This is a genomic window from Frigoribacterium sp. PvP032, assembly GCF_017833035.1.
Classification (GTDB): Bacteria; Actinomycetota; Actinomycetes; order Actinomycetales; family Microbacteriaceae; genus Frigoribacterium.
The window spans coordinates 2,599,554-2,612,751 of sequence record NZ_JAFIBM010000001.1 but is presented as its reverse complement, the minus strand read 5'-3'; the positions used below and the strand labels follow the sequence as shown (position 1 = coordinate 2,612,751).

12 protein-coding genes are annotated in these 13,198 nt (G+C 72.5%); 9 read left to right on the top strand and 3 right to left on the bottom strand.

Annotated elements, in window-relative coordinates; all coding sequences use genetic code 11:
• The first annotated feature begins 69 nt into the window (after positions 1–69).
• On the top strand, positions 70–381 hold the full coding sequence (locus tag JOE35_RS11990; RefSeq protein WP_209561257.1) for a DUF6412 domain-containing protein: 312 nt from the start codon (positions 70–72) through the stop codon (positions 379–381).
• A 63-nt stretch (positions 382–444) separates the two neighbouring features.
• Positions 445–1,191, top strand: a complete 747-nt coding sequence (yidC, locus tag JOE35_RS11985) for a membrane protein insertase YidC (protein ID WP_209561256.1) — start codon at positions 445–447, stop codon at positions 1,189–1,191.
• Between the two features lie 115 nt (positions 1,192–1,306).
• Here the strand turns inward: yidC and JOE35_RS11980 are convergent, their stop codons facing one another.
• Together JOE35_RS11980 and JOE35_RS11975 are read right to left on the bottom strand one after the other, a co-directional pair.
• Complete coding sequence (locus JOE35_RS11980) at positions 1,307–1,858, bottom strand: YceI family protein (RefSeq protein WP_209561255.1); 552 nt, start codon at positions 1,856–1,858, stop codon at positions 1,307–1,309.
• Between the two features lie 171 nt (positions 1,859–2,029).
• Entirely contained in the window at positions 2,030–3,034 is a 1,005-nt protein-coding gene (locus JOE35_RS11975; protein WP_209561254.1) for an aldo/keto reductase family protein, read from the bottom strand.
• Between the two features lie 144 nt (positions 3,035–3,178).
• On the opposite strand from JOE35_RS11975, the gene JOE35_RS11970 reads away from it, so the two are divergent.
• The 7 genes from JOE35_RS11970 to JOE35_RS11940 all read left to right on the top strand — a co-directional run bounded on the left by JOE35_RS11970 (position 3,179) and on the right by JOE35_RS11940 (position 11,213).
• A complete protein-coding gene (locus JOE35_RS11970; protein ID WP_209561253.1) occupies positions 3,179–3,727 on the top strand; it encodes a GtrA family protein in 549 nt (182 codons plus the stop codon).
• Positions 3,728–3,814: 87 nt separating this feature from the next.
• The gene (locus JOE35_RS11965) at positions 3,815–5,308 is read left to right on the top strand and encodes a glycosyltransferase (protein ID WP_307803064.1); all 1,494 of its coding nucleotides are present in this window, start codon (positions 3,815–3,817) and stop codon (positions 5,306–5,308) included.
• Positions 5,305–7,308 carry a hypothetical protein gene (locus tag JOE35_RS11960; RefSeq protein WP_209561252.1) on the top strand — a complete coding sequence of 668 codons (2,004 nt, stop codon included), beginning with the start codon at positions 5,305–5,307 and terminating at the stop codon, positions 7,306–7,308. The genes JOE35_RS11965 and JOE35_RS11960 overlap by 4 nt, the downstream gene beginning before the upstream one ends.
• 98 nt (positions 7,309–7,406) lie before the next feature.
• The gene (locus JOE35_RS11955; RefSeq protein WP_209561251.1) at positions 7,407–8,291 is read left to right on the top strand and encodes a DUF4397 domain-containing protein; all 885 of its coding nucleotides are present in this window, start codon (positions 7,407–7,409) and stop codon (positions 8,289–8,291) included.
• Between the two features lie 99 nt (positions 8,292–8,390).
• The gene (locus JOE35_RS11950) at positions 8,391–9,569 is read left to right on the top strand and encodes a glycosyl hydrolase family 8 (protein ID WP_209561250.1); all 1,179 of its coding nucleotides are present in this window, start codon (positions 8,391–8,393) and stop codon (positions 9,567–9,569) included.
• Entirely contained in the window at positions 9,566–10,282 is a 717-nt protein-coding gene (locus tag JOE35_RS11945) for a class F sortase (protein WP_209561249.1), read from the top strand. Before JOE35_RS11950 ends, JOE35_RS11945 begins: the two co-directional genes overlap by 4 nt.
• Positions 10,283–10,406: 124 nt before the next feature.
• Positions 10,407–11,213 (top strand): polyprenol monophosphomannose synthase, encoded by an 807-nt coding sequence (locus JOE35_RS11940; RefSeq protein WP_307803063.1) that lies wholly within the window; start codon positions 10,407–10,409, stop codon positions 11,211–11,213.
• Between the two features lie 170 nt (positions 11,214–11,383).
• Here JOE35_RS11940 and treZ read toward each other — a convergent pair whose 3' ends face one another.
• The gene (gene treZ / locus JOE35_RS11935; RefSeq protein WP_209561248.1) at positions 11,384–13,141 is read right to left on the bottom strand and encodes a malto-oligosyltrehalose trehalohydrolase; all 1,758 of its coding nucleotides are present in this window, start codon (positions 13,139–13,141) and stop codon (positions 11,384–11,386) included.
• Positions 13,142–13,198 lie beyond the last annotated feature (57 nt).

The window sequence follows — 13,198 nt, the reverse complement described above, 5'->3', positions numbered from 1 at the left end:
CCGCGGCATGCGAGGTCCGCCGTCAGCGTACCTACCGGGCGCCCCGGCGTGTCCTCTAGTGTCGGGTGCATGACCTCCCTGCTCGAGCTGCTGGTGCGCGTCCTCGCGCCGCTCGAGCTCGCGCTCGTGACCGGCCTCGCCGTCGGCCACGGCGGGTCGCTGCCCGCGGCCGTCGTCGTCGGCCTCGTCGGCGCCGCCGCGGTGCTGGCGATCGTGGTCGTCGCCCGCGCGGTGCTGGCGCTCGCGGGGCTGGGCGCGGCCGTGCCGGGGACGGTGCTGACCGAGGGCGCCGACGTGCGCCTCCTCGTCTTCGCCCGCGACCCCGACGCCGACGGACACGTGCGCGCACGGGCACCGGGACGGCTCCTCCCGGCCGTCTGACCGCTTCCGCGGTGCCCGACGGCCAGAAGAGACCATCCCCCTTCTGCCGTGAGGAACACCACCATGGACCTGTCCGCCTTCCCGCCCGTCGCCGTAGTCCTCGACGGCCTGCACACCGTCGTCGTCGCGCTGAGCGACCTCGTCGAGCCCCTCGCCGGCGCCTCGTCGTCCGCGCTCGCCGTCGTGCTCCTGACCCTGCTGGTGCGGGTGCTGCTCGTGCCCGTGGGGGTGTCGCAGGTGCGCGCCGAGATCGGCCGCCGCCGACTCGCCCCCGCCCTCGCCGACCTGCGCCGGCGCATCCGCGACCCCCAGGCGCTGCAGCGCGCGACCGCGGCGCTCTACACGTCGGAGAAGGTGTCGCCGCTGGCGGGCTGCCTGCCGACACTCGCCCAGGCCCCGGTGCTGACCGCCGTCTGGTCGCTGTTCTCGCACCCCGTGATCGCCGGGCACGCCAACGCGCTGCTCGGGCACGCCTTGGCGGGGGCGGCCCTCGGCGCCTCCCTCGTGGGCTCGGCCGGTGCCGTCGTCGGCGGCCTCGCGGCGGGCGCCGTCTGGCCCTTCGTGGTGCTGCTGGTCGTGCTCGCGGTCGTCGTCGAGCTGAGACGCCGGGCCGACCTGCGGGCGGCCGGCCCGGCGGCCGCGACGTCCGGGCAGGAGGCGCTGCCCGGCCTCGCGACGGCGGCCCGCGTGCTGCCCTTCGTCACCGTCGTCGTCGCGGCGTTCGTCCCGCTCGCCGCCGCTCTCTACATGGTGACGAGCGCGGCCTGGACGCTGGGGGAGAGGGCGCTGCTCCGCCGGGTCCTGGCGTAGGGAGGAGCGGACGCGAGGAGGCGCCGGGCACGACGAAGGGCCCGCCCCTGCGAGTGCAGGTGCGGGCCCTCCGGTCACGGTCGCGCCCGGGGGCGCGTCGTGCGTGCGGCGTGGACTACGGCGCGAGGACGAACTGGATCTCGAGCGTGACGGTGACGTCGTTGCCGAGGGTGAAGCCGCCGGCCTCGAGGGCGGCGTTCCAGGTGACGCCGAACTCGGTGCGGTCGATCTTCGTGGTCGCCGAGAAGCCGAGCTTGGTCTGGCCGTAGCCGTCGACGACGAGGCCGCCGAGCTCGCTCTTCAGGGTGACGGGCTTGGTGACGCCGCGGAGGGTGAGGTCGCCGTGCACGAGGAACGCGTCGTCGCCCTTCTCCTCGATGCTGGTCGAGACGAAGGTCATCTTCGGGTGCTCCTCGGCGAGGAAGAAGTCGCCGGTCTGGAGGTGGCCGTCGCGGTCCTTCTGGTTCGTGTTGACCGAGGCCACGTCGATGGACGCGGTGACCTTGCTGGCGGTGTGCTCCTCGTCCGTGACGAGCGAGGCGTCGAACGACTCGAACGAGCCCTTGACCTTGCTGATGGCGAGGTGGCGGACGCTGAACGAGACCTCGCTGTGCGTGGGGTCGAGGGTCCAGGTGCCGGCGGGGATCTTCTCTGCGGTGATGGCCATGGTGTTCTCCTGCTGTTCTGTGGGCTGTTCGATGAGCTGTTCGATGAGATCTAGATCGGTGACGTGTCACCGAAGGTCGGTACGAGTATATGCAAGCGCATCCTCCCGCGCGACATTCCCGATCCCTGGCAAGAGATCGGGAGCGTCGTCACGGGAGGTCGGCCGAGCAGGTCAGGCGGGTCGCTCGGCCGGCGAGACCGTCTTGGCGGGGTCGCGCTCGGCGAGGTCGCCGAGCGCCTCGTCGATCGCCGTCATGACCTCGGCGGGCAGGGTGACGCCTGCCGCCTTGACGTTGTCGGCGACCTGCTCGGGGCGCGAGGCCCCGATGATCGCCGAGGCGACGTTGTCGTTCTGCAGCACCCAGGCGATGGCGAGCTGGGCCATCGAGAGCCCCAGGTCGGCGGCGATCGGCTCGAGTGCGGCGACGCCGGTGAGGACCTCGTCGGTCAGGAAGCGCTTGATGGTGTTCGCGCCGCCCTTCTCGTCCGTCGCGCGGCTGCCTGCGGGCAACTCGGCGCCGGGCTTGTACTTGCCGGTCAGCACGCCCTGGGCGACGGGCGACCAGACGATCTGGCTCAGGCCGTGCTGCTTGCTCGCCGGGACGACCTCCTGCTCGATGACCCGCCAGAGCATCGAGTACTGCGGCTGGTTGGAGATCAGCTGCACGCCGAGCTTCTCGGCGAGGGCGTGGCCGGCACGGATCTGCTCGGCGTTCCACTCGCTCACGCCGATGTACAGCGCCTTGCCCTGGCGGACGACGTCGGCGAAGGCCTGCATCGTCTCCTCGAGCGGGGTCTCGCTGTCGTAGCGGTGCGCCTGGTAGAGGTCGACGTAGTCGGTGCCGAGCCGCTTCAGGGAGCCGTCGATCGACTCGAGGACGTGCTTGCGGCTGAGGCCGGTGTCGTTGTGGCCCGCCGGGCCCGTCGGCCAGTAGACCTTCGTGAAGATCTCGAGCGACTCACGGCGCTCGCCGGCGAGCGCCGCGCCGAGCACCGTCTCGGCGCCCGTGTTCGCGTAGGCGTCCGCGGTGTCGAAGGTCGAGATGCCCGCGTCGAGGGCGGCGCGGACGCACTGCGTCGCGACGTCGTTCTCGACCTGGGAGGCGTGCGTCAGCCAGTTGCCGTAGGTGATCTCAGAGATCTTGAGACCGCTGTGTCCGAGGTATCTGAATTCCATGGGCCCACGCTACGCGCGTCCCGGGCGCGAGGCGAGCGACAGCCGGGACGGCCGTGTGAACAGCACGTGACGTCAACCTGGCAACCAGCACACAACGTCGTACCCCAGGCAAACCCCCTTCCGGGGGGCCCCCGAACCGGTGTCATGCCCGACGCCACTGCCCTCGACGAGAGGGTGACCACCCGACCGGCCGACGCTCCCGGCGTCGACCCTGCCGCCGCCTCCTCGGCGACGTCCTCCGTGCCCGCCCGCGCCGCCGTCTCGGTGCGCGTGGCCAGCCGTCTCCGCGAGCTCGCGACCTTCGGCCTCGTCGGCGGCATCGCCTTCGTCGTCGACGTCGGCGTGTACAACCTGCTGCGCGTGACCCTGCTCGACGACAAGCCGATCGGCGCGAAGGTGATCTCGGTGATCATCGCGACCGCCGTCGCGTGGCTCGGCAACCGGTACCTCACGTTCCGTGCCGACCGAGGCCGGGCCGTGCTCAAGGAGGCCGTCGTCTTCGCCCTCGTGAACGTCGGGGGGCTGGCCATCGCCTCCCTGTGCCTCTTCGTGTCGCACTACGTGCTCGGCCACACCAGCCAGCTCGCCGACAACATCGCGGCGAACGGCGTGGGGCTCGTGCTCGGCACGGCGTTCCGCTACGTGGCCTACCGCTGGTTCGTCTTCGCGCCGGCCACGGCCGACGCCCGCTGACCGCACCACCCGCACCACCCCGCTCGCGGCACCCGACCGTCGTGATCCGGACACCATCGCCCACCCTCACCCGACAGGAGAACGACCGTGTCGACTGACCCGACGCACCCCGTGCACTCCCTGCTCGCCGCCGGCGAGCCCCAGCCCCTGCTGACGCCGCAGGCACCCACGAGCCCTGACCAGTTCGTGCCCAACCGCGGCACCGGCTCCGGTGCGGGAGAGGCTCTCTCGGGCTTCTCGCTGCCCGACTGGAGCCCCTTCGAGTGGATCGGCTACTCGTCCCTCGTCCTCGTGTCGCTGCTGCTGACCGCCGTCGCCGTCTCGACGCTGTGGTGGATGCTCCACGCCTGGCGCTCGAAGGACAACCTCGAGGGCAGCCAGTTCAGCTCCGACCCGCTCGACGCGCGCCACTCGTTCACCCTGCTCGTCCCCGGACGGCACGAGGAGGAGGTCATGGGCCAGACCCTCGACCGCCTCGCGCTGCAGGACCACCCCGACTTCGAGATCATCGCGATCGTCGGCCACGACGACCCGGGCACCGAGCGCGTCGCCCGTGAGGCCGCGGCTCGCCACCCCGACCTGATCCGCGTGGTGGTCGACTCGAGCGTCCCCAAGAACAAGCCCAAGGCGCTCAACCTCGCCCTGCAGACCTCGCGCGGCGAGATCGTCGGCGTGTTCGACGCCGAGGACGAGGTGCACCCCCGCCTCCTGACGCTGGTCGACTCGCGCTTCAGCGAGACCGACGCCGACGTCGTCCAGGGCGGCGTGCAGCTGATGAACTTCCAGTCCAGCTGGTGGAGCCTCCGCAACGTGCTCGAGTACTACTTCTGGTTCCGCTCGCGCCTGCACTTCCACGCCAAGGAGAAGTTCATCCCGCTCGGCGGCAACACCGTCTTCGTCCGCAAGGACTGGCTGGACTGGTCGGAGGGCTGGGACGCCGAGTGCCTCGCCGAGGACTGCGAGCTGGGCGTCCGCCTGTCGAGCGCCGGCGCGAAGGTCGTCGTCGCCTACAGCCCCGAGGTCGTCACCCGCGAAGAGACCCCCGGCACGTTCGTCTCGCTGCTCAAGCAGCGCACCCGCTGGAACCAGGGCTTCATGCAGGTCTACGGCAAGGGCGAGTGGAAGAAGCTGCCGCGTCTGCGTCAGCGCCTGATGGCCCGCTACCTGCTGACCATGCCCTTCATCCAGGCGGCCACCGGCCTCCTGATCCCGATCTCCGTCATCCTGATCTTCACGATCAAGGTCCCCACGGCCATCGCGCTCGTCTCGTTCATCCCGCTGGCGCCGACCCTGGTGCTGCTGGCCGTCGAGTTCACCGGACTCCGGGAGTTCGGTCGCACCTACGGCCAGAAGGTCAGGGCGCGCGACTACTTCCGCCTGATCTGGGGCCTCATCCCGTACCAGATCTTCCTCGCCCTCGCCGCCGTGCGAGCCGTCTTCCGTCAGATCCGGGGCATGAACGCCTGGGAGAAGACGGAGCACACCGGGGCCCACCGCCCCGCCGAGACCCCCGCCTCGCAGGAGGCGCCCCGCGCCTCCCAGCAGGAGCCCGCCCTCGCCATGACCGGAGGTGACCGATGACCAGCACGCTGAACCGTCCGACGACGGTCGACGACCGCATCGCCTCGGCGCCCCGTCGTCCTGCGACGACTCCGCAGCAGGCACCCGAGCGCAGGCCCGGGTGGCTCCGCCGCCACGGCGCCAGCCTCGTCTGGCTGCTGCCCCTGATGGCGATCGCCGCCGTCGTGCAGGCCTTCAACATGGCCGGCTCGCCGCAGCGCATCGACGACGAGGGCACCTACACGGCCCAGGCCTGGGCCGTGCAGAACCTCGGGGAGCTCGCCCACTACACCTACTGGTACGACCACCCACCGGTGGGCTGGCTGCAGATCTCGGCCTACACGGCCCTGACCGGCGCCTTCGACCGCTACGACGTCGCGGTGCTGGCCGGCCGTGAGGCGATGCTCGCCTTCACCGTCGTCGCCGTCGCCCTGCTCTGGCTGCTCGCCCGCAAGCTCGGCCTCAGCCGCCCCGCCGCGGCCGTCGCCGGCCTCGTGTTCGCCGTGTCGCCGCTGGCCCTCCAGTTCCACCGGACGGTCTACCTCGACAACGTCGCGACGCCGTGGCTCCTGGCCGCGTTCGTCTTCGCCCTCAGCAAGCGCTACCAGCTCGCCGGCTTCGCCGCCGCCTCCGTCTCGTTCGGCATCGCGGTGCTCTCGAAGGAGACGTACCTGCTGGCCCTGCCGTTCCTGGCCTGGATGATGTGGCGCGGCGCCGACAAGTCGACCCGCCGCTACACGCTCTCGATCGCGGGCAGCCTGCTCGTGCTCGTCGGCCTCGGCTACGTCGCGCTCGCCGCGGTCAAGGGCGAGCTGCTGCCGGGCGCCGGCCGCGTCAGCCTGCTCGAGGGCATCCAGTTCCAGCTCGCGACCCGCGAGGCGAGCGGCTCGGTGTTCGACACCGGCAGCCTCTTCTTCGCGACGGTCTCGCAGTGGTGGCAGCTCGACCAGGTGCTGATCGTGGTCGGCACCCTGGCCTCCGTCGTCGGCCTCTTCATGAAGCGGGTCCGCCCGATCGCCGTGATGATGGTCTTCCTGATCGCGTTCATGTTCCGTCCCGGCGGCTACCTGCCGGTGCCCTACGTGATCATGCTGCTGCCGTTCGCGGCGCTCCTGATCGCCGCCGTCACCGACGCCGCCGTGAAGTCGGTCCGCGCACGCCGGTCCGGTGCCGTGTCGACGGCAGCCGTCCGCACCGGCTCCGTCACCTGGATCGCGCTCACCGTCGCCGCCGTGGTCGCCCTGGTGCCCCTGTGGGCCGTGCAGCTGCGCGGGTTCCTCGACTCCGACCTCGACGCGCCGATGCGCAACGCCGAGACCTGGGTCGAGACCAACGTCCCCAAGGACAGCCGCCTCCTCGTCGACGACGCGGTGTGGGTCGACCTGGTCCGTGCCGGCTTCGCCAGGGACAACGTGATCTGGTTCTACAAGATCGACACCGACGGCGCCGTCCAGGCGCAGTCGCCGAACGGCTGGCGCGACTCGGACTACCTGTTCGAGACCGAGTCGGTCCGGACCTCGGGCGCAGGGTCGCCCGACGTCCGTTCAGCCCTCGAGAGCTCGACGGTCGTCGCGTCCTTCGGCGACGGGGACCAGCAGGTGAACGTCCGCCGCATCGACAGCGACGGCGCCGCCGAGGCGCAGCGCTCCGCCGCCGCCTCCGCCTCCGCGCGGTCCGCCGCCGGTGCCGAGCTCGCCGAGAACCCGTCCCTGCAGGTGTCGGCCACGTTCGACCAGGCCCTACGTGACGGTCGTCTCGACCCCCGCGCCCTGATCGTGCTCGGCCAGCTCGCGGCGGTGGCCCCGATCTCGGTCGCCGACCCGGCAGCCCTGCCGGGCGAGCAGGAGTCCGTGTTCCGCCAGTTCGACGTCACGCCGCAGGGCGGCGAGACCGTCGCGCAGCTCGACGCCCTCCTCCGGGGACTCGGCGACACCTACGAGCCTGCCTCGATCGAGCCGCAGGGCGACGGACTCCGCATCACGTTCTCCGCCGTCGCCCCGTCGGGCGTCCTGTCCGACTGACCACCTCGCCGGGGGTCGTGCGCACGGCCCCCGGCACCGCTCCTCACCGCCGTCGCGCCCCCAGGGACGCGGCACCCGACCGGAAAGGAACCATCCTCATGGCACCACTCCACAGCAGCACCAGCAGCACCGCACGCACCGCCGACGCGGCCGTCGCCTCCTCGACCACCGCCCCGAGGCGCCGTCTCGTGACCGTCCTCGCGCTGACCGCGGCGACCGGCGTCGCCCTCGCCGGCTCGCTCGTCGGCGCCTCGCCCGCGCACGCCGCCGAGGGCGACGGCTGGGTCCGGGTCGGCCACCTCTCGCCCGACACCAAGTCGGTCGACGTGACCCTCACCTCCCTCGCCGGGGGCCAGGTCGTCATGGACCTCGACGACGTCACCTTCGGCCAGGTCAGCCCCTACCAGGCGCTGACGCCCGGCACCTACGTGGTCTCGATGACCGCCGCCGACGCGCCCGCCGACACGAAGCCGGTCATCACGACGAACGTCACCGTCGACAGCGGCCAGCCGATCACGGCCCTCGCCTACGGCCCGAACGACGACCTCGAGACCCGCGTCGTCAAGGACGACCTCACGCCGCCCACCGACGGCCAGGCCAAGGTGCGCCTGTTCCAGGCCGCGACGGTGAGCAAGGACGTCTCGGTGTCGACCACGACCGGCACGACGATCGCCGACAAGGCCAGCTTCGGCAGCGCCAGCGGCTACGCCGAGGTCGCGGCCGGCCCCTGGAGCCTGGCCCTGACGGGTCAGAAGGTCACCGGCAAGAGCGACGTCGACCTCGCGGCCGGCAGCATCAACACCCTGTTCGTGCTCGACAACTCGACCGGCGGCCTCACCGTCGTGCCGGTCGTGGACAGCGCGGCGACGGCTCAGGCCCCCGTGGGCGGCGTCCAGACGGGCGGCGGCTACCTCGCCGAGCACCCCGTCAAGGACGAGCCTGCTGGATTCTGGGCGACCGTCCGCAGCTGGTTCGGAGCCTGAGGCGCCGGGGAGGCGCGGTGAGCGACGATCGTCGCCGCTCCTCCTCCGGACCTGCCCGCAGCACCCCGTGACGCACACCGAGACCCTCAGAGGAACGACATGACGAAGAAGACGAAGGCACTGCTCGCCGCAGTGGTCGTCGCGGCAGTGGCCGTGACCGCCGGCATCGCCCTCCTCGTCGTCGGAGCACCCGGCGGCGCCCCCGACCGCACCGCAGGGGGGCCTGCCGAGAGCAGCGACCCCGGCACCGGCGACAGCACTCCCGACGCCCGCACCGCCACGCAGATCGGCCAGGACTTCCTCGACGAGTGGGTGGACGACGACGGCCGTGTCGTGCGACGCGACCAGGGCGACGACACCGTCAGCGAGGGACAGGCCTACGGCATGCTCGTCGCGGCGGCCGTCGGCGACGAGGACCGCTTCGCCGCCATCTGGGACTGGACGAAGGAGGAGCTGGTCAGGCCGGACGGACTGCTCGCCTGGCGCTGGGCCGACGGCGCCGTCGTCGACGACATGCCCGCCAGCGACGCCGACGTCGACGCCGCCAGGGCCCTCGTGGTCGCCGGGAAGTCGTTCGACCGCCCCACCTGGACCGCCGAGGGCGTCCAGCTCGGGTCGGACGTGCTCGACGAGATGACCGCCAGCACCGACGTGGGGCGCATCCTGCTCCCCGGCCCCTGGGCCGCCGGCTCCGGCCCGTGGTCGTACAACCCCTCCTACGCGGCGCCGGCCGCGTTCGCTCAGCTCGGCGAGGCCAGCGGAGACCCCCGCTGGGCCGAGCTCGAGCAGGGCTCGCGCGCCGTCACCACGAACGTGCTGACCGCCACGGCGCTGCCGAGCGACTGGGCGCAGGTGCAGCAGGACGGCACCGTCGTCCCGCTGCCGAGCGCCGACGGCTCGTCGGGCACCGTGCAGTACAGCTACGACGCCGGCCGCCTCGCGCTCCGCTACGCGGAGTCGTGCGACCCGGTCGACGTCGCGCTCGCCGCCCGGCTCGCACCCGTGCTGCAGCGCTACCCCGACCTGCCGATGCAGCTCGACCTGGGCGGCCAGCAGGTCGGCCAGGACCAGAGCCCGCTCGCCTACGCCGCCCGTGCCGCCGCGCTCGCCAGCGCCGGCGAGCCCGACGCCGCCGCGGAGGACCTCGGCCGAGCCGACGCGCTCGCGCAGTCGACGCCGACCTACTACGGCGCGGCCTGGGCTGCGCTGGCCGCCCTGCAGCTCGACGGCGAGGGCTCGGCCCTCGGAGCCTGCTCGCCCCTGGCGGTGTCCCGATGAGCGTCTCGCAGTTCGTCTCGTCGCACCGTCGTGCCGCGATCGCGCTCGGCGCGGCCGTGCTGCTGCTCGCCGGGGGCGCGACCGTCGCCGCCGTGGCGGCGCAGCCGGGAGGAGGCGGGGCCGGCGCGGACGCGCAGGGTCCGGCCTCGACGGCGGCCACCGCCGAGCCGACGTCGTCCGCCTCGACGGGTGCCGACCCCGGCAGCGGAGCCGCTGGCTCGTTCCAGGACCCGGCGGCGCAGTCGTACACCGCGCCTCCTGCGGGGGCGACGCCCGAGCGCGTGCAGATCCCGGCCATCGGGGTCGACTCGGGACTCGAGGACCTCGGCCTCGGAGCCGCCGGCGAGCTCGACCCGCCCCAGGCGTGGGACTCGGCGGGCTGGTACCGCGACGGCACCGTGCCCGGCGCCGTCGGACCGGCCGTCATCGCCGGCCACGTGGACTCGGGCAGCGGACCTGCCGTCTTCGTCGACCTGGCGAAGCTGGCGGTCGGCGACGAGATCCAGGTGACCCTGTCCACCGGCACGGTCGAGACCTTCCGCGTCACGGGCAGCGAGCGGACGCCCAAGGCGACGTTCCCGACCAGCGACGTCTACGGCTCGACGCCGACGCCGAGCCTGCGGCTGATCACCTGCGACGGCACGTTCGACCGCTCGACCGGGCACTACGTCGACAACCTCATCGTGTTCGCCGACCTCGTGCCGACGAGCTGACGCCCCGGACCGACTCCACCGCACGCCCCTGCGGCCGACGCACCCGACGCACCGGCCGGCACCGCACCTCCCTCACCCGACCCGCACCGCCCTTCTCTCCGACCCGACCGGAAAGGACCACCCCGTGAACGACGCGCTCGTGATCATCCCCACCTACGACGAGAGGGAGAACCTCGACATGATCGTCAGCAGGACCCTCGCGTCCGGCGCCGCCGTCGACGTGCTCGTCGTCGACGACGGCTCGCCCGACGGCACCGGCGCCCTGGCCGACAACTGGGCCGCCCGCGAGCCCCGCGTGCACGTGATGCACCGCACCGAGAAGGCGGGCCTCGGCGCCGCCTACCTCGCAGGCTTCGCCTGGGGCCTCGAGCGGGGCTACGACGCGATCGTCGAGATGGACGCCGACGGCTCGCACCACCCCGAGGACCTGCCCCGCATGCTCGGCCTGCTCTCGGACGACGACCTCGTGCTCGGCTCGCGCTGGGTGCCGGGCGGCGAGGTCGAGAACTGGCCGCTGCGGCGCGAGCTGCTCAGCCGCGGCGGCAGCTGGTACACCCGCGGGGCCCTCGGGATCCGCGTGGCCGACACGACGGGCGGGTTCCGCGCGTTCCGGGCCTCGGCCCTCCGCCGCATCGACCTCGACGCCGTCGAGTCGCGTGGCTACTGCTTCCAGGTCGACCTGCTCTGGCGCGCCCTCCAGGCGGGCCTCCGGGTCGTCGAGACTCCGATCACGTTCACCGAGCGCGTCCACGGCGCCTCGAAGATGAGCGGCTCGATCGTCAGGGAGTCGCTGACCAAGGTGACCCTCTGGGGTCTCCGCCGACGAGGGCGTGCCCTCGTCGAGCTGGTCGTGCGACACCGTCGCCTGCCGAGCGTCCGCGCGACGTCGCACCGGGTCGGGCCCGTCGTGCGCCACGCGCAGGCGCGCTAGCAGGGAGGCGGCACCGTCCGCACGGCAGGGGTGGTCAGCCCCGGCCGTGCGGACGTCGTCAACAACGTCGAGGGCGGGTCGCCGTGCTCGAGGGCGGGTCGCGAACGACCCGCCCTCGGAGCAGGCGACCCGCCCTCGGCCGTGAGGCCCGTGCGGCTCGTGCGGAGCGGTCAGCGGACCACCGCGACAGAGTGCGGCGGCAGCACCAGCTCGGCGCCGGCCGCGATCGAGTCGTCACTGGCGAACAGGACGGAGGAGGCGCGCACGCCAGGCCGCGCCTCCTGCGTCCCGAAGTTGACGGCCACCCGGATCGTGCCCCTGGTCATCACGAACCAGCCGGCCTCGGCGTCGTGCTCGACTGAGGTGAGCCCGAGGCGCGGGTCGGTCAGCTCGGGCTCGGCCCGGCGCAGCGCCGTGAGCTGCTGGTAGGCATCGAGCAGCAGGGCGTGGCGCCCGCGCCCGAGCTCCGACCAGTCCAGCTTCGAGTCCTCGAACGTCTGCGGGTCCTGCGGGTCGGGCACGACCGACTCGTCCCAGCCCGACTTCGCGAACTCGGCGATGCGGCCCTTCGCGGTCGCCTCGCCGAGCTCCTTCTCCGGGTGCGACGTGAAGAACTGCCACGGGGTCGACGCGCCCCACTCCTCGCCCATGAACAGCATCGGCGTGTACGGCGAGGTCAGGGTCAGTGTGGCCGCGATCTGCAGCTGCCCGTCGTCGAGGGTGGCCGCGAGGCGGTCGCCCACGGCCCGGTTGCCGATCTGGTCGTGGTTCTGGTTCGCGACGACGAGACGCCAGCCGGGCATGTGCTCCACGTCGACCGGGTGGCCGTGGTCGGCCTCGCGGAACGACGACCAGGTGCCGTCGTGGAAGAACCCCTTCGTGACGACCTTCGCGAGCGAGTCGAGCGACGCGAAGTCGGCGTACCAGCTGTTCGTCTCGCCGGTCAGGGCGACGTGCAGCGCGTGGTGGAAGTCGTCGCTCCACTGCCCGTCGAGCCCGTAGCCCTGCCGGTGGTCGGGACCGAAGCCGCCGCCGTCACGCGGCGTGACGAGCCGTGCGTCGTTGAGGTCGCTCTCGGCGATCAGCGTCAGCGGGCGGCTCAGGTGGGCGCTGAGGGCGGCGGTGCGCTCGCCCAACTCCTGCAGCAGGTGCACGGGGCTGTCGTCGACGAGCGCGTGCACGGCGTCGAGCCGCAGGGCGTCGACGTGGAACCGCTCGAACCACATCAGCGCGTTGTCGAGGATGAACTCGCGCACCTCGTGCGAGCCCTCGTCGTCGAGGTTGACGTTGTCGCCCCACGTGTTCGCGTGCTTGCTCGACAGGTACGGGCCGAACACGGGCAGGTAGTTGCCCGAGGGGCCGAGGTGGTTGTAGACGACGTCCTGCACGACGCCGAGGCCGGCGGCGTGCGCGGCGTCGACGAAGCGCTGGTAGGCGTCGGGGCCGCCGTAGTTGTCGGTGACCGTGAACCAGTCGACCCCGTCGTAGCCCCAGTTCCAGCGGCCGTTCACGCCGTTGACCGGCAGCAGCTCGACGAGGTCGACGCCCAGCTCGACCAGGTGCGGCAGCTTCTCGATCGCCGAGTCGAGCGTGCCGTCCGGCGTGAAGGTGCCGACGTGCAGCTCGTAGATCACCGCGCCGGCGAGCTGACGACCCGTCCAGGAGGCGTCGGTCCAGTCGAAGGAGTCGCCGTCCCAGGTCTCGCTCAGGCCGTGCACCCCGTCCGGCTGCCGCCGCGACCGCGGGTCGGGCAGCGGCGTCTCGCCGTCGTCGACGAGGAACCCGTAGCGGTGGCCGGGGGAGCGGTCGAGGTCGGCGGCCGCGCGCCACCACCCGGTGGAGGCCTCGTGCTCGAGCGGCAGCACGTCGCCGTCGAGGTGCAGCTGCACGGTGGTCGCGGTGGGTGCCCAGACGTCGTAGACGCTCATCGGTCTCCTCGGGAGGTGTGGTGGTGGGGGAAAGGTGCAGGTGGTCGGGTGACTGCG